This is a genomic window from Macrococcus equi, from assembly GCF_047426745.1.
Lineage (GTDB): Bacteria > Bacillota > Bacilli > Staphylococcales > Staphylococcaceae > Macrococcoides > Macrococcoides equi.
The window spans coordinates 50,694-74,226 of record NZ_CP179732.1 but is presented as its reverse complement, the minus strand read 5'-3'; the positions used below and the strand labels follow the sequence as shown (position 1 = coordinate 74,226).

The 23,533-nt window shown below is 30.5% G+C and carries 18 protein-coding genes; 14 read left to right on the top strand and 4 right to left on the bottom strand.

The window, feature by feature from the left end; translation table 11 throughout:
• Positions 1–56: 56 nt before the first annotated feature.
• The 3 genes from ACMGE6_RS00355 to ACMGE6_RS00345 form a co-directional block, all read right to left on the bottom strand.
• A complete protein-coding gene (locus ACMGE6_RS00355; protein WP_414054045.1) occupies positions 57–3,134 on the bottom strand; it encodes an N-acetylmuramoyl-L-alanine amidase in 3,078 nt (1,025 codons plus the stop codon).
• A 220-nt stretch (positions 3,135–3,354) separates the two neighbouring features.
• Entirely contained in the window at positions 3,355–3,825 is a 471-nt protein-coding gene (locus tag ACMGE6_RS00350) for a DUF2538 family protein (RefSeq protein ID WP_414054865.1), read from the bottom strand.
• Positions 3,826–3,841: 16 nt separating this feature from the next.
• A complete protein-coding gene (locus tag ACMGE6_RS00345; RefSeq protein WP_414054044.1) occupies positions 3,842–5,215 on the bottom strand; it encodes an LCP family protein in 1,374 nt (457 codons plus the stop codon).
• A 315-nt stretch (positions 5,216–5,530) separates the two neighbouring features.
• Here ACMGE6_RS00345 and ACMGE6_RS00340 point away from each other — a divergent pair, with 315 nt between their 5' ends.
• From ACMGE6_RS00340 to ACMGE6_RS00285, 12 genes are all read left to right on the top strand, one after another.
• Entirely contained in the window at positions 5,531–6,340 is an 810-nt protein-coding gene (locus tag ACMGE6_RS00340; RefSeq protein WP_414054043.1) for an ABC transporter permease, read from the top strand.
• A 25-nt stretch (positions 6,341–6,365) separates the two neighbouring features.
• Positions 6,366–7,268, top strand: coding sequence for an ABC transporter ATP-binding protein (locus ACMGE6_RS00335; protein ID WP_414054042.1), 903 nt, complete (start codon positions 6,366–6,368; stop codon positions 7,266–7,268).
• A gap of 142 nt (positions 7,269–7,410) precedes the next feature.
• Positions 7,411–8,343: an SGNH hydrolase domain-containing protein gene (locus ACMGE6_RS00330; RefSeq protein WP_414054041.1), complete on the top strand. Its 933-nt coding sequence runs from the start codon at positions 7,411–7,413 to the stop codon at positions 8,341–8,343.
• Between the two features lie 109 nt (positions 8,344–8,452).
• Complete coding sequence (locus ACMGE6_RS00325) at positions 8,453–9,736, top strand: glycosyltransferase (protein WP_414054040.1); 1,284 nt, start codon at positions 8,453–8,455, stop codon at positions 9,734–9,736.
• 154 nt (positions 9,737–9,890) lie between these two features.
• Positions 9,891–11,093 (top strand): glycosyltransferase family 4 protein, encoded by a 1,203-nt coding sequence (locus ACMGE6_RS00320; RefSeq protein WP_414054039.1) that lies wholly within the window; start codon positions 9,891–9,893, stop codon positions 11,091–11,093.
• A 3-nt stretch (positions 11,094–11,096) separates the two neighbouring features.
• A complete protein-coding gene (locus ACMGE6_RS00315; protein ID WP_414054038.1) occupies positions 11,097–12,023 on the top strand; it encodes a hypothetical protein in 927 nt (308 codons plus the stop codon).
• A gap of 2 nt (positions 12,024–12,025) precedes the next feature.
• A complete protein-coding gene (locus ACMGE6_RS00310; RefSeq protein WP_414054037.1) occupies positions 12,026–14,659 on the top strand; it encodes a glycosyltransferase in 2,634 nt (877 codons plus the stop codon).
• A 5-nt stretch (positions 14,660–14,664) separates the two neighbouring features.
• Positions 14,665–15,465 (top strand): glycosyl transferase, encoded by an 801-nt coding sequence (locus tag ACMGE6_RS00305; protein WP_414054036.1) that lies wholly within the window; start codon positions 14,665–14,667, stop codon positions 15,463–15,465.
• Positions 15,466–15,478: 13 nt separating this feature from the next.
• Positions 15,479–17,188, top strand: coding sequence for a heparinase II/III family protein (locus ACMGE6_RS00300; protein ID WP_414054035.1), 1,710 nt, complete (start codon positions 15,479–15,481; stop codon positions 17,186–17,188).
• Between the two features lie 73 nt (positions 17,189–17,261).
• A complete protein-coding gene (locus ACMGE6_RS00295) occupies positions 17,262–18,047 on the top strand; it encodes an accessory Sec system protein Asp2 (protein ID WP_414054034.1) in 786 nt (261 codons plus the stop codon).
• A gap of 17 nt (positions 18,048–18,064) precedes the next feature.
• Positions 18,065–19,840 carry a hypothetical protein gene (locus ACMGE6_RS00290; RefSeq protein WP_414054033.1) on the top strand — a complete coding sequence of 592 codons (1,776 nt, stop codon included), beginning with the start codon at positions 18,065–18,067 and terminating at the stop codon, positions 19,838–19,840.
• 151 nt (positions 19,841–19,991) lie between these two features.
• On the top strand, positions 19,992–21,245 hold the full coding sequence (locus ACMGE6_RS00285) for a nucleotide sugar dehydrogenase (protein ID WP_414054032.1): 1,254 nt from the start codon (positions 19,992–19,994) through the stop codon (positions 21,243–21,245).
• Between the two features lie 38 nt (positions 21,246–21,283).
• Here ACMGE6_RS00285 and ACMGE6_RS00280 read toward each other — a convergent pair whose 3' ends face one another.
• Positions 21,284–21,862 (bottom strand): hypothetical protein, encoded by a 579-nt coding sequence (locus ACMGE6_RS00280; protein WP_414054031.1) that lies wholly within the window; start codon positions 21,860–21,862, stop codon positions 21,284–21,286.
• 129 nt (positions 21,863–21,991) lie between these two features.
• Here ACMGE6_RS00280 and ACMGE6_RS00275 point away from each other — a divergent pair, with 129 nt between their 5' ends.
• Positions 21,992–22,912 carry a hypothetical protein gene (locus ACMGE6_RS00275; RefSeq protein WP_414054030.1) on the top strand — a complete coding sequence of 307 codons (921 nt, stop codon included), beginning with the start codon at positions 21,992–21,994 and terminating at the stop codon, positions 22,910–22,912.
• Positions 22,912–23,529: an acetyltransferase gene (locus tag ACMGE6_RS00270; RefSeq protein WP_414054029.1), complete on the top strand. Its 618-nt coding sequence runs from the start codon at positions 22,912–22,914 to the stop codon at positions 23,527–23,529. The genes ACMGE6_RS00275 and ACMGE6_RS00270 overlap by 1 nt, the downstream gene beginning before the upstream one ends.
• Positions 23,530–23,533: the final 4 nt, after the last annotated feature.

Below are 23,533 nucleotides of genomic sequence, written 5' to 3'. Positions count from 1 at the left end.
ATCCATAAACTAATGCAATGAAACCCTCAAACCTAATGTGTTTGAGGGTTTCATTTTTAAATATATTCATGAACGATGTAGTTAAGTCCATCAATACCAATTGTTTTATATAATCTTGCAATTATTTTTGCATTGTGGACTGCCCAGTTTATATCAGTAGCATATTGATGTGTGGCAGTATTTTCAGGGTTCCATCTCATTTGATGTAATGTACGTTGACCGCGATCAATATATGCTTCACGTACGTATTTTGCACCACCAATAATTGCTTTTGATGCAGAATCCCATCCGTTTTGTTTTGCATAAGTGATGCCACCTAATTCAACATTATTATCTGTAGCCTTTGTTCCATACATATTATAGTACTTTTTAGATGCATTATCGATAATACGTGTATTATCAGCGTTGATGCCAAGACCGTTTGAAAGTCTGCTAGTACCATGCCCTGATTCTAATAATGCATGTGCAATTAAATAGATTTCGTTAATTTTAAATTGTTTTGCCGCAGCAGCAAAGGCAGCACCCTGATTTTCTAAAACGCCTTTACCAACTAAAAGTTTATTCAGTTGCTTCGCTGAAATACCTTCTGACTGCCCTAAATCTAAAAATTGATATTTTAATTCCGGATCACTCATAGCATTTTTCGTATTCATTTTAACTTTAATTTCAGAATCTGCAGCTAATCGTTCATTATATGAACGTTCAGGTGTAGAAAAGACCACTTTTGGTCCTGAATTAGTTGCAGAATTTTTCAATTTTGATTGTTTTGCAACAGCAATATCTAAACTTTCAGGAGCTTTTAAACGTGTAATATTTTGTGTGAATAAATAACTATTTGGTACGTATCCTACAGTGTGATCTGATAACAGTACTTTATGCCATAAAGTATTTCCTACTTTATCAGTTCTAATGACTTGTATTGTGCGATTTGGTAACGTACTTAACTTTTTAAGACGTTGTGCTTTTGATCCACCTGGAATTGTATAAATATAGCCATAAGGCTTTTTAATTGTATAAGAAGCTTTTGTCCAAGAAACAGTCTGGTATTGCTTTTCTTTGATAAATAAGTCGTTAATCCATCCTAAAAACTTATTTTTAGGGTCTGAAACTGCGTAATATTTTTGGTTGTTTTTCTTAGCTTCCTGATTGATATACAATTGCATATCAACTGGTTTTGTGACAGCTTTTTTCGTTGAATTAATATCAGTATATAATACTGTATTTTTCGCATCTGTACGACCGATTAAGTTAACTTTTTTAATATCTGTAACTTTTACTGGTGTTTTAGCTTTAGGTGCTGTTTTTACCGTAATTTGATTTAAATTAATCCAACCTGTTAATGCATTTACTGTACCGAAGTAATATGAAGTTTTACCAACTTTGACGTGTTTTGACGCTTTAAAATCTTTACCCGCAAGTGGTTTTAAGCTTCCAACGATTTGTTTTGAGCTACCCCAAGGAGTAGTATAGATACTTTTAGCTGTATTCTTAATAGTGAATACTTTAGATGTTTGAGATTCAGGCGTAATTGAAAATGATTTTGTATCTTTAGCTTTTACCCATCCTCTTGGGATATTGTTATTATCAGTTAATGCATAAAAAGTCTCGCCATTAAATACAGCTTTTTTATTTACATAATATGCTGTATTTGATTTTGCACCAGCTTTTGAAGTCGGAGCATTCGCAACAGATGTATAAACATTTGCATTTTGCCATTTAATTTTTGCAATACGTTTTTCACTAGATGTTACAATTTTACCAGGTGTAGGTGTTTGAGTTTTAGGTGGTGTGTTACCAGGTGCTGGTGCAGGTGTTGCTGGTACAGTACCGTTTAATTTGTAATTGTATTTTTCAGCCACAAGATTGTAGAATTCATCAAAAGTATATCCGTTTTGATGGAACCATCCGATAGGATCCGTATGATCTGTGCCACCTAAGAAATTTGAAACCCCTTTATGATTCCATACCGTACCATTACCATCATAATGTGCATTATCTAAAGGTAACCCGTAATATAAAAGGTTTGTGGCAAAATAATCAGCATAGTTGTTGATAGAACGACTGAATGCTTCTTTACCATTAACACGTACTAACTCAACATTTATATAACGAGGGTTCGCTACAGGTCCAGCTCCCCAAGAAATATAATCGGTATCGGCAACTTCTACAATACGTTTGTCATCGATGAATGCATGAACGAAAGCATTTGTATAATTGCGTTTCATATAAGCGATTTCACCATCAATTGTTGAAGTAGGGTTGGCTGTTTCGTGAGCAACGATACCTTCAGGTTTAGCTACCCCATTGCGATACGCAATTTTTGGTGAGTCGAAGAAACTTTTTTCGTAGACTGGTACTGACCAGTTATTGTATTTAATGACTTCATTAACTGACATAGTAACGTAATTCTTATTTGTAGTTTGTGCGCCTAAGGTACGTACTTTTTTAGTACTAGTAATAGCTTTCGGTGTTTCTGTAGGTTGAATATTACTACGTGCATAAGTTCTAGGCGCAATAGCTTGACTATCATTTGTAGTTGCTAAAGTAGCTGTCTCAGTATTTCCGTTTTCAGTTGTTGGAGCTTCTACAGTTGTAGGTTCAGTAGTCGGTACTTCAGTAGTTGCTGATTCAGTAGTTGCTGATTCAGTAGTTGCTGATTCAGTAGTTACATTTTCAACTGTTGGTTCTTCAGAAGTAACAGTTTCAGTAGTCGGTATTTCAGTAGATACTGCTTCACTTGTTGCATTTTCAGCTGTTGATGTTTTAGCAGTTGCATTTTCAGTAGTCTGTGCTTCTTCAGTAGTTACCGCTTTAGGTGACACATTTTCAGATGTTGGAGCTTCAGCAGTTGTAGTGTTTGCAGTTTGTTTAGCAGTATTATTTACTTGAGATAAAGAATATTGTTCTGTAAGTGATTGTGTATTTGAAAGATCATTAGTAGCCACGACATTATAGGGCTGAGTAGTAGTTGAGTCTTGTTTAGTGTTATTAATATTATTAGTTGTTTCATTAGAAGTATCTTGTATAGTTTGAGGGTCTGCTACCTCATTTTCTGCGGCATTAGCCACGGCTGTTGTTCCGGCAAACATCATTAACATTAAAGCAGGTGTCTTGTAATAAAATTTATTATCCATGTGTACTTCCTTTCTCGATTTATTTCATCATTTCATTCTCTTCTATTATAATGAGAAAAAAGTATGAAGTATATAAAAGCACTGAATTGTAATATTACTTTAATATATGAAACAATAAATTCATAAAGTAAATTTATCAATTCAAAAATAAATACCTTCGATTCCATAATAAAACCACCATCAATTTATATATCGAAAAGATGGTGGTTTATTATTTTATTTAGTTATACATTTTTATAATGGCTGTATACTGCCAAAATAATTTCATTACAGTTAGATTCCAATGTGTCATTCCCATCGTATAGCCAGATGGTGTGAAGATTTTTACATCTGACACTTCTAACACTACAGCGATTAAATATTGATATACAACATCAAGATTAACAAATGTTTCACTTAACGTATCTCCCTCAAAAACAAAGTCTAATGGTACCTCATATTCAAAAATATTAATCTGATTAAAAATTTCTGGTATTGCAAGTATATAACATGCGCCGTCCATAAGTGGATTTTTAGCTGCGTCAGCATAATATATCAATAGCGCTTCATAGTTTTGTTGATGAAATTCATCGAGATAAAAGAAATTTTTTCTCAAAATTTCATAATCTGCAGGTGATTCAATTATTTCTGACATTCTGTCGAACATTTTATTTATTTGTTCATACTTTTCATATGTTTTTCTTGTAGCGATAACGACTCACTCCTATTTATTGTTGAATTACAGCCTCAGTACTTGGTAATGCTGTTGTTTCAGGTGTCGGTCTCGAATATTGATTGTTTGTTTGCGTAGTATTTTGTGGATATACTGGCTCAACAGGTGCACTGTATCTAGGTGTCTGAATAACTGGTGCTTCTGTTTGTACCGGTCGCTCAATTGGTTGAGTCGGTTGTGTTGGTTGAACAGTTTCAGTACTTCTTTGCGGTGTTTCAACTGAATAGTTATGTTGTTCAATTGTAGTACTTTCTGTTTTATTTACTTTCTGCTCACTTGTGTCTTTCTTTTTCTCTTTCTTTTTTTGCTTCTTATCTTTTATAAGTTCTTTGTATGCTTTTTCAATTTCTTTTATATCCATTTTCTCTAAAGGAATTAAATTACCTTTTAGTGCAAGCACTTTATAATCTAATAAAGAAGATTTCTTTACTTCAGGAAGCTGAAGGTCTTTTCTTAATAGCTTAGTGATTTTATAAATGTGATCGAATACAGGATTGTAATAATAAACACCATTATACATATAGTTTGTACCTTTTAACTGCATTTGTTTAAATTCTACATCATTTGATGTGTAATAAGATGCAAGCGAAGTAATGTTATCAAAAGTTAGATTATGCTTAGCATTATTACCAACGATTTCTACAAGGTCATCTAATTTTGAAAGTGAATTTGTATCTTTGGCTTTTTTAACAATTGCTTCAATCATCTGCATTTGTCTCTTACCACGTCCTAAGTCAGTATCGACGTGTCTACTTCTAACTAATGCTAAAGCTTCGTCTCCGTTTATAAGCTGTTTGCCTTTCTTAACTTTAATACGACCTTTATCTAATTTAGTCGGCTCATCAATATCAAAAGGTACGTTAAATTCAATACCACCGAGTTCATCAACGATATCAACAAATGCCTGCATATTGACACGTGCATAATAGTCAACTGGAACATTGAAGATATTTTCAACAGCTTGCATTGAACTTTCAGGGCCGCCTTCTGCATGGGCATGAGTAATCTTATCGTATTGCTTTACTGAAGGAATATAGGCAAGTGTATCACGCGGGATACTTACAAGTCTGATTTGCTTATTACTGCGATCAAAGGTTGCAAGTATCATAGCATCTGTACGTGCCTGAGATGCTTTCTGCCCATTCTCTCGACGCGAAATACTGTCATCGATACCAAGAAATAATATAGAGATGTGATCCATTGAAGGATCTACTGCTTTATCTCTTAGACTAGATTTATCATTATTTTTACTGAAAGATAAGTCGATTGCACCTTTCGTAGTAGAATATAGATATGCTGCGTAGGACACAGGAATGATTGCTAAACTTAATGAGAGCAGGATTAAAATTATTTTAAGTGTTCTATTCATTATATGCTCCTTTATAATTAGATTAATAAACTATTAAATTATATAGCTATTTATGTAAAATAACAATAAATATTAAATTACTTCTTGTTCGATATAAATAATAATGGATACTATTTACATAATTATACCAATTAATTTTTGTTTTAGAAACACACATAAAATTTTTGTGCAATACTGTCGCTTTAGCTCTTTACGGAATAGTGAAAATCATTGTAAATAAAATTAAAGTGTTGTAAATTAAATGATACATATAAAGAAAGTTAATAAATTGAGTAATCATATTGTTTGATAACCGAGAAAAAGGAGTTATTACTTTTGAAAGAACTACTAAATATAATTAAAGAGCAAATTAGACACATACATTTAATTAGAAAACTTGCTATCTATAACATCAAAAGTAAATATTCTAATCATTATCTTGGAGTGTTTTGGAATATTCTCCAGCCTCTAATGCAAGTTGGATTATATTATATAGTATTTGGTTTAGGATTACGTGGTGTAAGACATGATGTCATTGGTGTACCGTTTATCATACATCTTATAAGTGGATTATTTCCTTGGATGTTTATTTCCCAGTCTATTATTGGTGGATCACTAGCAATTTATCAACGACTTGGACTGGTTACTAAAATGAAGTTTCCGTCCAGTATATTATTATCTATATCTTTTACCAATACATTGATAAATCTCGTAGTTACGTCAAGTATTTTATTTTTATTATCTGTGTACTACCATTTGGTTCCAGTTTGGCACTATTTATGGTTTTTCTACTTTGTCATTGCAAGTTATGCTTTAATTTTTGGAGTATCTCTGATAATGAGTACATTAGTTATTATTGTGAGAGATACTAATAATATTTTGCAGAATTTAATGAGAATGGCCTTTTTTGTTACTCCAATCTTCTGGGCTATTGAAAATGCTACGCCTATAATGGTTAAAATAAATGCTTTTAATCCCTTTGGTTACTTGATAGGTACATATAGAGTCGCATTTATACGTGATCATGTAAATATATATGGTAGTTGGCACGATCACTTGTATTATTGGATGATTTGTTTATTATTATTGTTTATTGGAAGTCAGGTTCATTACAAGTTTAGAAATAAGCTTGTAGATTATTTATAAAAATAAAAAAATGGAATGATAAATTATGGAAAAAGTTATTGTTAAAAATGTTTCTAAAGTATATGACTTAAATACAAATAAAAAAGATAAGATTCTTTCATTATTCAGCTTTAAGAAGAAAAATATATTGAAACCTTATTATGCATTAAGAGATGTAAGTTTTACGGTTAATGAGGGAGAATCCGTTGGAATAATTGGTCTGAACGGATCAGGAAAATCAACATTAAGTAATTTAATAGCTGAAATTACTCAACCCACTACTGGAAGCGTTGAAATTAATGGTAGAAGTTCTTTGATTGCTATATCTGCTGGTTTAAATAATGATTTAACGGGTGAAGAAAATATACGAATGAAGTGTTTAATGCACGGATTAAGCGAACAACAAATTAATGACCGTTTTGATGATATAGTCGCATTTTCTGAACTAGATAAGTTTATATATCAGCCTATTAAATCATATTCAAGCGGTATGAGATCACGTTTGGGATTTGCAATAGCTATTCACACAGAACCTGATGTTCTTATAGTTGATGAAGCACTAAGTGTGGGAGATGAGACTTTCTCAAATAAATGTATAGAAAGAATGAAAGATTTTCAAAAGCAAGGTAAAACAATATTCTTTGTTTCACATTCTACTCCACAAATTAAAAAATTTTGTGATAAGGCATTGTGGTTGAGTTATGGTGAAATGGTTGAATATGGTAATACGACAACTGTCATAAATAATTACACAAGGTTTGTAAGGGGGTTTAGAAAAAAGACTAAAGAAGAACAAAATGAATATAAAAGAGAAATGATTGAAAAACAGCAACTAGGGTTTACAGGTGAAAATGAAAAAGAAGATTTGGATTATAAAAATATTATTGCATTGATAATTTTAAGTATTGGAGCAGCTGCTGCAACTTTTTTACAATTTTTATATATTTAATTTATTATAAAGCAGAAACTTAATATATAAGTTTTCTGCTTTTTTTTGCTATTTTTAATGATGTAATTTTTAAATATTTTCTTTAATTTTTTACAATTTACATTATAATGGAAATGTATGTATTTATTTTAAGGAGGATAAAATGAAAAAGATAGCCTATCTATTAATTATCATCACTTTTTTATTTAATACTTTCCTTGGAGATAATGTTCAGGCCACCGAAGTTAATTTGAAAACTCATCCAGGTGTTTTTGAGAATAGTATGAAATGGTATCCTTATAAATCATTTAAACCCACAACTACACAAGCATATAATGATCGAGACCAAGGTTTTATAGATGGCTGTCATGCAGGAAATGAGAAAACAATTACCAAAAAAGTATGTAAGTACGGAAAAGTTAAAGGGTTTAAATATACATTAGCTATAATAGGAGATTCCCACTCAGCCCATTGGTTGGCAGCAGTGAAAAAATACGCGGAAAAGAATGAGGTTAGAATTGTTTATGCAACTAAAAGTGGTTGTCTATTAACAACTTCAAAAGTTGAAAACTATCCTAGTTGTAACGTCTGGAATAAACAAATTGTTAAAGTTATAGCAAAATATAAACCTGAAGTTGTGCTATCAAAAGCTAATACAACTTTAAAAGGTTATAATCAGGATCCAGGAATATACGAAAAATTCAAGGAAATAACAGATAATGGAATGAAAGTGTTCGCAATTAGAGATACGCCATATTTCAGAGTCAATGTACCGGAATGTTTGAAGAAATACGGAAGAAAATCTATACAATGTGCTATTCCTAAGTCTCATATTCCACAAAAAGCAGCGTGGATAAATAGACTAAAGTTACAGCCTGATGTTAAATTTGTTGATTATACAAATTTAATTTGTAATAAAGGAAAGTATTGCTATCCTGTACAAGGTAATGTGATTTTAGTTCGAGATAGCCATCACTTAACTAATACTTATTCATCAACTTTTGCAAATTATATTTTTAGAGATGTTTTTCCATATTTAAAAGAAGCGAAAGCTGAAAAAATTGCAAAGAAGAAAGCAGAAAGATTAGACCAATAGAATAAGTTGATTTTAGGGATTAGAATGTATATCTAATCCCTTTTATTATTAATAAATTAGTGTATTATAAATGTTATATATGCATGAAAAGATTAAGTAGGTGTAAAAATTGAAAAAAGTAACGATGTTTGTATGGAATCATTTTACCAATGATGCACGTGTTAACCGTGAATGTACTACATTATCTCAAAATGATTATGATGTACATTTAATAGCAATTGATGATCCTAAAGATGATTCTGTTTTAAAAGAAGAAAGAATTAATGAAAATTTTAATGTGTCACGTGTACAAAGATACCCATCATTTATCACTGCTTATCAAAAGGATAAAAATAGCTTTTTAATTAAAGTAGGTACAGTGAGCACCATAATAGGTGTGACTTTACTTTATTTTAACTTGATGTTATTGATTTACTTTGCATCCCTTTTATTAATGATGGCCTTAAGCATAAAATTAAGAAAAGTACGTAAAAATATTGTGAATGCTGCGATTATCGGTCGAATGATATTTAAAGGATACAAAGATAATTCCGATATATATCATTCCAATGATTTAAATACACTGCCACAAGGCATTATATGCTCTAAATTCAGATTAAAGCCTAAAAAATTGGTGTACGATTCACATGAGGTTCAAACTTCAAGAACAGGTTATAATCCTAAAACCATCAAGTTATTTGAATCTTTTATGATTAAATTTGTAGATGAAATGATTGTTGAAAATCATACGCGTGCCAAGAAAAATGAAGAATTATACGGTTTTTATCCGAATACGCTATATAATTATTCTGAGTTGTATGACATCGAAGAGAAACCAGATGTTGATTTACATGCTGAATTAGGATTGCCCAAAGATGAGAAAATATTATTATATCAAGGTGGACTACAGAAGGGTAGAGGTCTGGAATTATTGATAGAGATGATGCCTCAAGTTAAAGAAGGAACATTAGTATTTTTAGGTGCTGGTAAGCTTGAGAAAAAGCTTAAAGAAATGGCAGCAAATAGTCCAGTAAGTGACCGTATTAAATTCGTTGAAAAAGTCCACTTTAAAGCATTACCATCTTATACTAAACAAGCTTATTTAGGTTTTCAGGTGTTACAGAATATTTGTTTTAACCATTATTCTGCTAGTTCCAATAAATTGTTTGAATATATCATGGCACATGTACCGGTTGTAAGCTGTAATTTTCCTGAAGTGAAAGCAGTAGTTGAACAAGGTGTCGGGATTTCTGTTGATAGTCACGACGTTAATCAAATAGCACATGCTGTAAACACATTAGTTACAGATGAAAAGTTACGAAGTCAATATAGTGAGAAATGTAAAGAAATCAAAAAAATCTATAACTGGGATAATGAACAGAAAAAATTATTAGAAGTATACAAGAAATTATAGCAATTTACCCGTAAATTATATTTACGGGTTATTATTTTTTAGGTGACAACTTTAATGAAATGTTATAAAAATGGCATATTAATTGTTATAATAGAAATAATATTGCAGACTATGTAAATATAAATGATGATCATAAAATGAATGGAGTTATCCTATGCACCGAGTATTACTAGTTACTCAAAACTTTTATCCTGAAATAGGGAGCGGCGCAAACCGTTATAAAAATATTTTTACTTTATTAAATAAACACGGAATCAAGTCGGACGTACTTACCTCTGAACCATCTTATCCCAATGCTACGATGTATAAGTCAGATGAATATTGGAATGATGATTTTATCAATGACCATAATAAACAGGTTATAAGAATTAAAACACTTCTTGATAAACAATCGCGTTCACATATTAAACGAATTATTTACTATGTGGAAATTATGAAGCATACTTATCATTTTATTAGGAAAAATCACCAAAACTATGACACAATTATTGTAACAAGTCCTAATATATTTATGCCGCTTGCTGTAACGCCTCTTAAAAAACGAATTAAATCAGAAATTATTATCGATATTAGAGATTTATGGCCAGATAGCATATATGCTTTAGGCGTCAAATGGATCAATATCTTCCGTCCAGTGCTAAATTATTTAGAACGTTACATGTACAACAAGAGTTCTAAAATTATATACAACCATCGAGGTTTTAAAAATCACATATTAAAAAAAATCAAGAATAAACAAAAGAACATGTTATATCTACCAAACAGTATAAATAAAGATGAAATAGAGGCTGTCCAAGTGGATAAAGTTAAAGATTTTACAGTATTCTATTCCGGTAATCTAGGGTTTGCACAAAATTCTGATGAATTAATTGATATTGCACAAAGATTGAATGAACTGGAAATTAAATTTGATGCTATTGTTTATGGACTGCATGCCAATGAATTTAAAGATAAAGTGAAAAGTTTAAATCTTGAATATGTGACCATCTACAATGTATTGCCTAGATTAGAATGTCTTAAATTTATGAAAGCACGACATGTATCACTCTCACTTCTAATTGAAGATGATATTTTTATGAACATTCTGCCCGGCAAAATAATAGACTCGATTAGTTTAGGTGTCCCAGTCGTTACTAACATTGGAAATGATGCAAGAGATATGATTAATAACAATCAGCTTGGATATGCGAAGGAAAAGGCATCAGTTGATGAAATCATAACAAGTATACAGACATTTAAAAGTGAGCAACATAAATATCAGAACTATTGTGACCAATGTTTAGACTATACAACAAAGCATCTCGTTTGGGATAATAATATTAAAGCTTTAATTGAACTTATAAAACAAGGAGAATAAATAATGGAACTTTTAGAATTATATGCGTCAAGAGACTTGTCATTCTATATTTTATGTCAGGAAAATGAAGATGATTTGATTGTTGCAGTTGATGATAAATCTGAAGCGATCGGTGTTTTAAGTGAGCTTAATCAAAAGGTCATAAAAGTTATTACTACTGAAAAAATTGATGGCAAGATTTGGGGCTTGATTGAACAAAATGGTGAGCTCAGAGGATGGATAAAAATTAAATCATCTATACTGTTAACAAGTATTGATCCGATGAATGTCAAAGTAAATTTAGAGCACTTTGAAGTAGTTCCATTAAATAAAAAAATAAACGCTAAACGTGATTATCAATTGTTCTTTAACACTGGGACCTTTTCTGCACGTGTAGCATTGGAAGTAGAAGGTAAGATAGCATTGGGTCTTTATAAAAAGTCGCAGTTTATTGGTTTTGTTTATGAAGATGACATACTGTATGGCTATAAGATGAATGAAGCGCTCATTGCTAAAGATTTAACGACAGATGTATGTTATAAAGATTCAGATTTAAAATCACAGTTTAGCCAGTATGTTGACTTTAGCGATGAACCTATTACCATCATGATGGTCTTTCCGGAACTTGATTTGGTTCGCTTTCAACATTTCAATAAGTATTATTACACTAAAGTAGAACATATACACGGATTCAATATTACGTCAGTTGAGTTCCATAAACCTAATTTGGATGTAAATACAAGTTTAATCAATAACTTGCTTGGGTTATTTGATGAAGAAAGAGAAACATCAAGAAGTATCATGCAGAAATTAATAAATGAAAATATTTCATTAACAGAACAGATTTATAAATCTGAAGAACGTAAAGAGCGAGTTGAACAATTATACAACAACCTAGCTAATTCTAAATTAGGTAGAATTCAACGACAAATTTGGAAGAGGAGACGTTAGGCGTGGTTAAAGAAGATAATAAAGTGATTCAAAAAGATCAAATTGCGGAAGAAGTTAATTTTGAAGAAATGTCAAAAATCGAACGTTATAAAACATATTATGACATGCTGGAAACTAATTATAACGTAGCTAAATTTCATTTACTGAATGATAGTGATTACCACTCATTCCATAACTACTTTAAGTTAGTTGATGAAAAAGCAAAAATAGAATTTTTGAATGAAATTGAATCAAATTTTCCAGATTTAAAGCATATAAAGCCAAGTACATACTACAAGAAATCTGATAAAAAAGTTGCTATAATTTGTGATGAATTTTTATATAATTCATTCAAAGATGTGTCGAATTTAATATATATATCACATAATGATATTGACCGTTTATCTGAAATAGAAGCGGATTATTTCATGTATGCGACAAGTTGGCGTGGTATCGATATGTCTTGGGAAGGTAGTGCGAGTCCAAACAGTGATTTAAGACAAGATATATATAATATAATCAGACATTTCAAGCAGCGAAATATCAAAACAGTATTCTATTCTAAAGAAGACCCGGTAAACTACAATTTATTTAAAGATGTTGCAGAACGCTGTGATATTGTCTTTACGAGTGCGATAGAAATGATTCCTACATATATTGAGTTATGTGGACATCAAAACGTTCATAGTCTTCAATTTGGTATCAATCCAAATTACCATAATCCAGTAGGTACTCGTTCTAAATTTGCTGAATCAGTAAAAGATGAAGTAATATTTGCTGGAAGTTGGTTAACTAAATATCCAACACGTAATAAAGAAACGAGTATGATCTTAGATGGATTAAAGAATGCTGAGAAAGAATTCACAATTATTGACCGAAACTTAAATTTAAAAAAGGATCGTTATTTATTCCCAGCTAAATATATCCCTAACTTAACATATCCGATGAATCATGAAGATTTAATGAATACGCACAAATTATATCGCTGGTCAATCAATTTAAATTCGGTTAAATATAGTGAAACGATGTTTGCGAACCGAATTTTTGAATTGCAGGCCTTTGGTATTTTATTACTGTCAAACTATAGTGTAGGTGTTAATAACCAATTTCCTAACGTATTTATGATTAATAATCATGCAGATGTAGGACCTATTGTGAATAATTACACCGAATTAGATTTACGTGAATTTCAAGGCAAGGCAATCCGTAATGTATTTAGAGAACATACAACATATCATCGTTTCTCATATATTGAAAACATTGTATTAGGGACACCTTTAATGCAAGAGCAGAATCGTATTCTTGTCGTTAATCTTGATGGCAGTGATGAAGTTCGAGAAAGCTTTAAACACCAACTATATGTTGATAAAACTTTAATCAATCAAGCCGAACTAGCTAACACTGATTTAGCACAATATGATTATTTAGCATTTATGAGTAAACAAAATGTATACGGCGAATATTATCTGGAAGATTTGTTAACGCCTTTTAAATATATTGATGTTGATTTTGTTACAAAGAAAGGCAATGGGGAAGTTCACAATTTAATAAATGAAATGAAAGATCAATCTGTTTCAATGTTTAAAATTGCAAAGATAGATGATATCGCTAAACTAAACGAAATGACAAATGGTTATTTAGCGGATGATATTGAGCTGGAAAATAATCGTCGTGCACCAAAGTCATCTAAAAAGTTAAGTGTGATTGTACCTATTCATAACAATGGGGTGTATTTGGAAGATAAATGCTTTGCGAGTCTTAGACGTTCAAGTATCTTTAATAAGATGGAAATCATATTTGTTAATGATGGTAGTACGGATGAGGAAACAATTAAAATTATTAATCGAATTCGTAGACGTTATCCAAACCACATTGTATATAAAGAATTTGATCAAGGATCTGGTTCTGCTTCGCGTCCACGTAACGTTGGTATTGAACTAGCTACCACGCCATATATAACTTATCTTGACCCTGATAATGAGGCGATGGGTGATGGGTATGGTAAGTTATTTGATAGATTGATGAGTGATGCGAGTTTGGATTTAGTTGTGGGAAATATTATGAAAGAAGATAATGTAAGAAAATCTACGTTTAATTTCGCAAATACTATCAAGAAATATAATCAAAATAACTTATTAATTGAAGACACACATAAGTTCATGAAAGAATCAGGATTGCGTGCTCAAAGTATTCAGGCACTTATCGTGAAAAAAGCGATTATAGAGAAAAATAATATTAAAATGGTCGAAGGTGCAGCGGGTCAGGATACAATGTTTTTCCAAGAGTTAACACTTTATTCAAATAAGATTCAAGGATTGAATGCATTTATTCATATGTATTATGCTTCAGTTTCAGGTTCAGTTACAAACACAATTGGTGCAAAATTCTTCGATAAATATTATAAACTTGAAACAGAACGTATACCTTTCTTAAAGAAACACAAACTGTTAGACGCTTATATGACTGAACGATTTAATTTCTATATTAAAGGATGGTATATGGTTCGTTTTGATCGTATTAAACCGGAAGAACGTCATCAGGCAATTACTAGATTCTTGGATATATATGGTTTATATGACGGAATAAAACGACCTCAGGATATTGAATTAAATGAAACTATAGAAAGACTTAAAAAAGAGGTTAATTATAAGGGGTGAAGCGAATGCTTGAATTAAATTTTGAAGAATTAGATAATTATTCATTTGAAAATGGATTTAATGATGATTTATGCGTAATACATGAGAATCTCAAATATTATTTTCATTTAAAATATAATGATAAATACGAAAATATTATTTGTTTTAGCAATGGAGCTATAGATCCATCAAAAAAATTACCACCATTATTTCAAAGATCTTCATGGAAGGCTGATTTTAGGGCGAGTTGTTTATTTATAGATGATCCTACCCTACATGGAAACGGATTAAAGATTGGTTGGGGACAGGGTACCACAGATTCTTTTGCCTTAGAAAAAATTGCTATAATAATTGATAAGTTGACAGAGTGTTTAAACTATAATAAAGAAAATACAACTTTTTATGGTTCATCAGCTGGAGGCTATATGTCAATTTATTTAGGAACACTTATCAAAGGAACAAAAGTTATCGTTAACAATCCACAAACTTATGTATTAAATTATCATGAAGCTGCAGTGAATAAACTATTGGAAAAAGTTTATACCAACTTAACAATGGACGAAGTAAAAGAGAAATATGCTTATAGATTAAGTTTAACTCAAGCTTTTTCTAAATATAGAAATACTCCTAAGATTCTTTATATGCAAAATAGAGCATGTATAACTGATATGAAGGGTCATGCTGAGCCGTTTATGAAAAATATTGCAAAATACAAAGGAATACAAGATACAAATATTGAATTTTATTTTTATAAGCATCCAAAAGAAGGACATAATCCTCTGCCAAAGGATCAGACTCTTAGAATGATTCATAATTTTATTTCATAAGGGAGGAATTTTATTGTTTAGTAATAATAAAGATATAATAAAAAGGTTAGATGAATTAGAAAGTAATATATTAGCTGAATTAACACATGCAAAAAATCAACAGCACTTTAGAAATATCAATGAAGAAGATGTATTGCCATTAGCTAAATATAATAAAACTACTTTAAAATATGCAAAATTGGCATTAGAAAATACGATAGTTCCATTTCCTGGATTTGATTCAATTTCTTTTGATAAAAATTTTAACTGGGAATATGTTCACCACAAAAATCATGTAAGTTACCAATTATACCTTCAAAGCCTAAGAATAGTTGGTCAATTATTGGCTGCATATGATCAGTTTGGAGATAAAAAATATTTAACAAAGGCTCAAGAAATAACCGAATCATGGATGACCTTTGTAGAAAATGGTAAAAGTACTGATATGACGTGGTATGATCATCCAGTTGGAAACCGTACTCAAATATTAGTTCATTTACTTTACAGCTTAAACAAGGAAAAAATTCATGTTGACTTTGACAGGTATTTTAAAATGCTATATAAACATGCTGAATACTTAATGGATGATACTAATTATAGAAAAAATAACCATGGAATTATGGTTGATAGAGGATTAATGATGCTTGGTTTTGTCATGGATGACGAACTATTATTCAACAAAGGCTTTTATAGAGTAGTAGACACTTTTTGGCAAAGCTTTAGTTATAAAGGTGGACATTTAGAAAACTCTCCGGAATATCACAACATGGTATTAAGAATGTATGTTGGTATCGAAGAATACTTGAATGCACATGAAAAATCATTAGGAGAAGATGTTGTTAAGCATATGCAAGCCGCTGACAATTATTTAAATATATTACTAAAACCTAATAGAAGGTTACCTGCAATTGGTGACTCAGGACATACTTCTTTACCTGAAAGAACACCAATTTATAAAAATTTTGTTGATGAAGAAGCTGGTATTGCAGTTATAAAACAGAATTTAAATAAAAAGATATATATGTCATTTGTATGTGGTTATAGTACGATAACACATAAACATTCAGACGATTTAAGTATTACTTTAAGTATTAATGGGGTGGACTTCATTGAAGATGGAGCTAAATTTGATTATTCTAAAAGTCCTGTAAGAAGATATATTGTAACTCCAAAAGCACATTCAAGTTTACAATTAGAAAATAAATTTTATAAGAAAGAAAAAGATAACAAATATACACAAAATATATGGATAGAAAAGTATTTTGATCATGATAATTATTTTATTGTTAAAGGCAAAAACAAAGGCTTTAATGATGGCACTTGTTTATATAGAACAATTGTCTTTCTGAAGAAATTTGAAATGTTTATAATAATTAATGAAGGTTCTTCAAAAGAAAATCATGTTTATATTGAAAATTATAATTTGCATCATGAAGTAGATATTAAAACAATTAATAGTTCAATATACGAATTAAGCAGAAATGAAGAAACTATTATTATTGAAACTTCAAAAAATATTGAATCTGAAATTTTAGAAGGAAACAAAGACCCAATACAAGCAATAAATGCAACAGGACCTAGTAAATATAATTTAACTAAGCATTTACAATTTAAACAAAATGGGAATGCAACTCAATTTATTACTACAATTAAAACTAAAAAAACAGAAATAAATAAACTTGTAATAAAAGAAAATATATTGAATGTTAATATTAACGGATACGACATGATAGTTCCGTTGTAGTATTTAATGATGTGCTAAAGGTTATTATTAATAAATATATCTTTAGCACTCTTTTCATAAGAGGGTGATGAAAATGAAGATTTTTAAAAGAGTAAAGCAAATTAGTGTTGCAAAATTAATAGAGGAGAAAGAAAAAATATATCCTGGGGACAATCATCCTATTAAATATATGTTTTTACCTGAAGAAAAGTCCACATATTTAATCGTAGTTCTTTCTGGTTTCAGTGGAAGAGAAGCATATAGAGAAAATGCCAAATTTAATTACATTAAAACATTATTAAATATTAAATGTAATAAACTTTATATTATGGATGAAGTAAATAACATACCTACTTATTATTATGGAACAGATAGTAAGTCTAACTACCTTGAAGATTGTACTAAACTTATAAAAGAGACGATGAATACATATGGAATACAAGAGGAAAGTCTTATTATTGCAGGATCATCTAAAGGTGGTACTGGTGCAATATTGATTGGTAATGAATTAGGAGCAGGCCATATTATTGCTGGTGCACCTCAATATTTTCCATTAGATTATTTAAATGAAATAAATGAAGAAGCTAGAAATTTAATTCTTAATAATATTTTACATGATGATGAAGATTTTGAAGATGTACAAAAACAAATGAAAGAGAAGATGCTTAATCTAGATTCAAATACAAAATTGTATTTACACGCAGGTAATCAGGATTTACATTATGTAAAACATTTAAGACCTTATATGTCTATGTTAACAAAACGTAAAAAATTGTATGCATTAGATTTGCAACATTATGAAGGACATCAGAATTTAAAGTATAAGTTCCCAAAATTTCTAGTAAGGACTGTGTCAGAGATTACTTCTACAGAAAATTAACAAAAAGGAGCATAACGTTGAATTCATATAAAATAAACAAAGCTTTCATTGTTAGCAATATAAATATTAATAATGAGCATGTACCTATCGAAATTAAGTTAAATAATGATTATAGTTTATTTATATCGGAAGATATTAAATGTGAATCTTATTTTTTTGGGGATGATGCAGTGCATATTTTAGGTTATGCATTTGATATTACTAAACCAAATGACATTTCATTTCATATCTTAAAAGGAATATTGGGTGAAGAGTTAACTAGCTCAAGCCATTATATTAATATGCTTAATGGTTCTTTTGTTATTATTAAAGTCAAAAATAATTTAATAGAGTTATTCTCTGACGCTGCTGGATTTAGATCTCCTTATTATACAAATGATTTAAGTTGTGTTGCTTCTCATGACAAACTTATAGGAGATATTTTTAGCAAAAGTAAAAAATATCAACGTATTAATGCACTTGATTATTCAAGATATGAAGATGTGTATAAACTAGTTCCTTCGTTAAAATTAACTATTGGTAAAGGCACAGAAAGAATATTTCCAAACAAAACCTTAAATCATCATGCATATCAAGAAATACTTTCGGAAATGAAAAAACATATTAAAAATTTAAACACAAGCCTTAGTAAAATTGATAATAAATTGTTGATTGGAATAACAGGTGGATTAGATTCAAAGTGTACTTTGGCACTATCTAAACAATTAGGAAATCGAATTGATACCTTCACCTATATGAAAGATATATATGGAATTCAAGATAAAAGAGCTAGGCAAATTTATAAGAATGACAAAATGATAGTCAATAGACTAATTAAAAACATTAATATAAATCATGAATTTATTGAATTTAATGTAAACGATGTAAATAAGGAATATTCGGCTAATATGTTTGAAGTAACTGGTACAACGTTTAATCATCCAATAGCTGAAATTTTTGAGAAAAAGTATAAAGATGAATTAGATGATGTACTTCAATTTAGAAGTGTTATATTCTCTAATGCTAAATTTGATTACCCTAAAGAATATCTTATGAAAAATATGTCAATGCAGGATATTTACGAACATATTCACCTTAAGCAATTGAAAGATTGTTCTTACCAATCAGTAGTTAAAGCTACAGAAGAATACTTAATGAGAACTAAAACTGAATTACATGATGATAACTTTATAGAATTACTTGATATTCTTCATATTGATTCAAGAATGGGTAACTGGCACAATCAACTCATTAAAGAAACGGATAAAGTAATGGATTTTTTCAATTACTTAAATGATCGAAAAACAATAAATTTATTATTGCATCTCCCACACGAAATAAGAATGAACAATTTATTTCATAAAGATTTAATAAATACGTATTGGCCAGTCCTTAATTTTTTTGAGGATAATGGTAGTGGAACTTTATACGATTATGAACGAAATGCCATTTTCCAAAAAATTGCTGAACATGGTGGAATATTAAATGAAACGAATATAGATTTTGATTTGGATGAGGAGATGTATTTATTAATTCCTCAAGTTAATTTAAAAGATACAAAAAAATTGAGATATAAAGCAGAAATAAAAAGAGCTAAAGACAGCCTTTTATTTTCTAATTATAGTAATCCGAAAGGGAAAAATTATATTAGTGTTGTGATAATGAATAAAGGCATTAAAGAAATAATTGATATTGTTGACTTAAGCAAGGGTTACAAACTAAAAAATAATCAAATATATGAGATTGAATTAATATATCATAAAGAGACTACCACTCAATCCTGGATTAAAGCTGGTACACTATATATTAAGTAATTGAGTATATTATTGTAGCAATTCTATAAATAATGATGTAACATAAGTTTGGAAAAGTATATTTAACCCATCGAATTTTTTTACATAATATTCGGTAGTCAAATATATGATAATTATACGCATAGCGTAACTTAAAGGATAGGTGTTTATTTTGAAATTAACAACAATCGGATTAGGCTACATTGGTCTTCCTACTTCAATTATGTTTGCGAAACATGGCGTAGACGTTTTAGGAGTAGATATCAAACAAGAAGCAGTTGATAAACTTAACAACGGTCAAATTCATATCGAAGAACCTGGTTTACAGGAAGCTTTAGATGAAGTGATTGCAAGTGGTAAATTTAGAGCTTCTACAAAACCGGAAGAAGCTGATGTGTATATTATTGCTGTACCAACACCAAACAATGATGATGAACATAAATCATGTGATAATTCTATAGTGATGGCTGGTGTTGAAAGTATCGTTCCTTTACTTAAAAAAGGTGATACTGTTATAGTTGAATCTACAATCGCGCCTCGTACAATGGATGATTTTGTAAAGCCTTATCTTGAATCAAAAGGCTTTGCTATTGGAGAAGACATTTTCTTAGTACATTGTCCTGAGCGTGTATTACCAGGTCAAATTATGCATGAATTAATTCATAACAATCGTATCATTGGTGGAATTACACCAGCATGTATTGAAGCAGGTAAAAAGGTTTACGGTACATTTGTACAAGGTGAAATGATTGAAACACAAGCTAAAACAGCAGAAATGTCTAAACTAATGGAAAATACATATCGCGACGTTAATATCGCTTTAGCAAATGAATTAGCGAAGATTTGTAATAAATTAAATATTAATGTGCATGACGTGATTGCTATGGCTAACAAACACCCACGTGTAAACTTACATACACCGGGTCCTGGTGTTGGTGGCCATTGCTTAGCAGTTGACCCATACTTCATTATTGCTGAAGCGCCAGAAGAAGCAAAATTAATTAAATTAGCACGTGACATTAACGTTTCTATGCCTGAATATGTAGTGAATTATACTAAGAAAGCTTTAGCTAAAGTTGGCGGTAATAAAGTGACTGTATTTGGTTTAACTTATAAAGGAGATGTTGATGATATACGTGAATCACCAGCATTTGATATTTATGAAATGTTAAAACAAGAAAATGGTTTAGAAGTTACAGCTTTTGATCCACATGTACAGCTTGACTGGGTTGAAAAAGATATTGATAAAGCATTAGAGGGTAGTTCATTAGTAGTTGTATTAAGTGATCACTCAGAATTTAAAGTTTTAAAAGATGAAGATTTTAAAGCGATGAAAGATAAAGTGATTTTTGATACTAAGAATGTTGTGCCAAACACATTTAAAGAAGTACAATATTATAATTACGGTAATATTCAAAACTTATAATAAAAAAACTGAAATAGCTCAAAGCTATTTCAGTTTTTTTATGAATTTTGATTAATCACTTCATTCATCTGACCTTTAAATTGTCGGTAAGCTTCGTTAACTCGCCCGTAATAGTTACGGTTAATTTCAATCACTTTATTTTCATATATTCTATCCGCTTCAGCACGCATACCTTCATGTTGTCTCACAGCATCTGCATTTGAGCTACTGTTCAGTAACGCATCTGCTTTTTGATAAGTTGCGTTTCTTTCGAGTAAAGCTTCTTTTAAGGCGTTATCACGAGTTGCAACTGCATTTTGAATTGCTTCATCACGATTTGCTACAGAAGTTTTAATTTCCTCTGGGGTTTGTTCAGTGCTTTCAGTTTGAGTTGTCTGAGTAGATTCTGTAGTCGCCTTTTCTTCAGTACTTTTTTCTTCTTTTTCTTTAGTTTTGTTATTTTTTTCTTTTTCAGCTTTTAGTTCATCTTCTTTTTCTTTTAACTTTTCTTTAGCAACCTGAGCTTCTTTTTTAGCTTTTTCAACTGCTTTATCTTCTTTATTCTCTCCTCCACAAGCTGTAAGGAATAATGTTGATGCAAGGACCATTACAGAAACTTTTTTGAGATTGTTAAGCATAAAGTGCCTCCTTCTATTTCTTGTACTCTAATATAACACAAGTTCCAATTTATTGGTATTCTGATGTATATCATACTAAATGATGCTATAATTAATTAAGTTCAAAACTATAGTTTGGAGGAACTCTGTGTGATAAAAATAGCGATATTACATGAAGGAAAGGCCTATATGCCAGAAATTGGAGCATACGCTACATATTTAAATGAATCGGGTGAATTTATTGTTGATGTGGTAAATGACAATAGTCAAATTACAGAGAATTACGATATCGTCTGGAAAGTAATGGGGCTAGATCGTAATCGAAATAATAATCAAGCATTAATTCACGAGTATAATACAATTACTGTCGGGAAAAATGCAAAAATAAAAGACTTTTTAAAAAAATTATTAAATGCAAAACCAGATGGGCGTATTTTTCAGAATAAAAAGGTGCATCAAGTCTTTAATTTCAAAGATAATCAACCATATATTTACCGTGACATGGGTATTAGTAAACAATATTTTCTTCAGGATGACGTAGAGAAAGAATATGACTTTGTGTATGTTGGCACAATGGATCCATCGCGACAACTTAATAAAATGTTAGAAATGTTCAAACAAAATAGTGACTTATCAATTATTTTAATCGGTACACCTGATCCGGTTCTTAAAAAAGATTATGGTGATTTACCTAATGTACATTTTATAGGTAGAGTTCCTTATGAAGAATTACCATTAACAGCAGCAAAAGCACGTTATGGTATGAACTTTATCCCTGATGTATTTCCGTTTAATAAACAAACTTCAACAAAATTACTAGAATATTGTGCACTTAACTTAAAAGTAGTAACGACAAGTTATGAATGGGTCAATGATTTTGAGCGTGAAAACAATGCTAAGTTTTTTAAGTTAAATGCAGATCTTAGCAATTTAACGCGTTCAGAACTTGAAGCCTTTGAATTTGTCACACCTGACTTAAGCCATTTTGAATGGAATAAACTGTTTGACAAAGCTGAACTTATTCCTTTTATAAAGTCAGTTTATGAAAACCATAAAAGGAAACAGAAATAATGAATTTAGTAATTATCGGAAATAGCGGTCATAAAAAGGTGGTTTCTGAAGTCGCTGAGCAACTTGGATTTAAAATTACCGGAATCATCGATGATAACTTTAGTTCAAGATTTGAAGAGAAAGATATTATTTACGGTAATACCACCCATATTCATGAAATTGTAAAAGAAACTAACAGCTTATTATTTTTTGGCATTGGAAATAATAAAGTACGCAAGCTTATCATTGAAAGAGAACAACTTAGTGATGATATGTTTGCGACATTAGTGTCACCTCATGCTATCGTTTCTAATAGTGCTGAAGTGGGAACAGGAACGCTTGTCATGCCAGGTGCGATTATTAATGCTGAAGCACGTATTCACAATCAAGTCATTATTAATAGTGGAGCAATCGTAGAACATGATTGTATTGTGAATGATTATGCGCATATCTCACCGAATGCGACTTTAACCGGTGCTGTCTCGATTGGCGAAGGCACTCATATCGGTGCTTCTGCAGTAGTCAATCCAGTAGTAAGTATTGGTGATTGGGTGACGATTGGAAGTGGTGCAAGTGTTATTAATGATATAAAATCTCATGCTATTGCGGTAGGTGTACCAGCTAAAATAATTAAATAAGGAG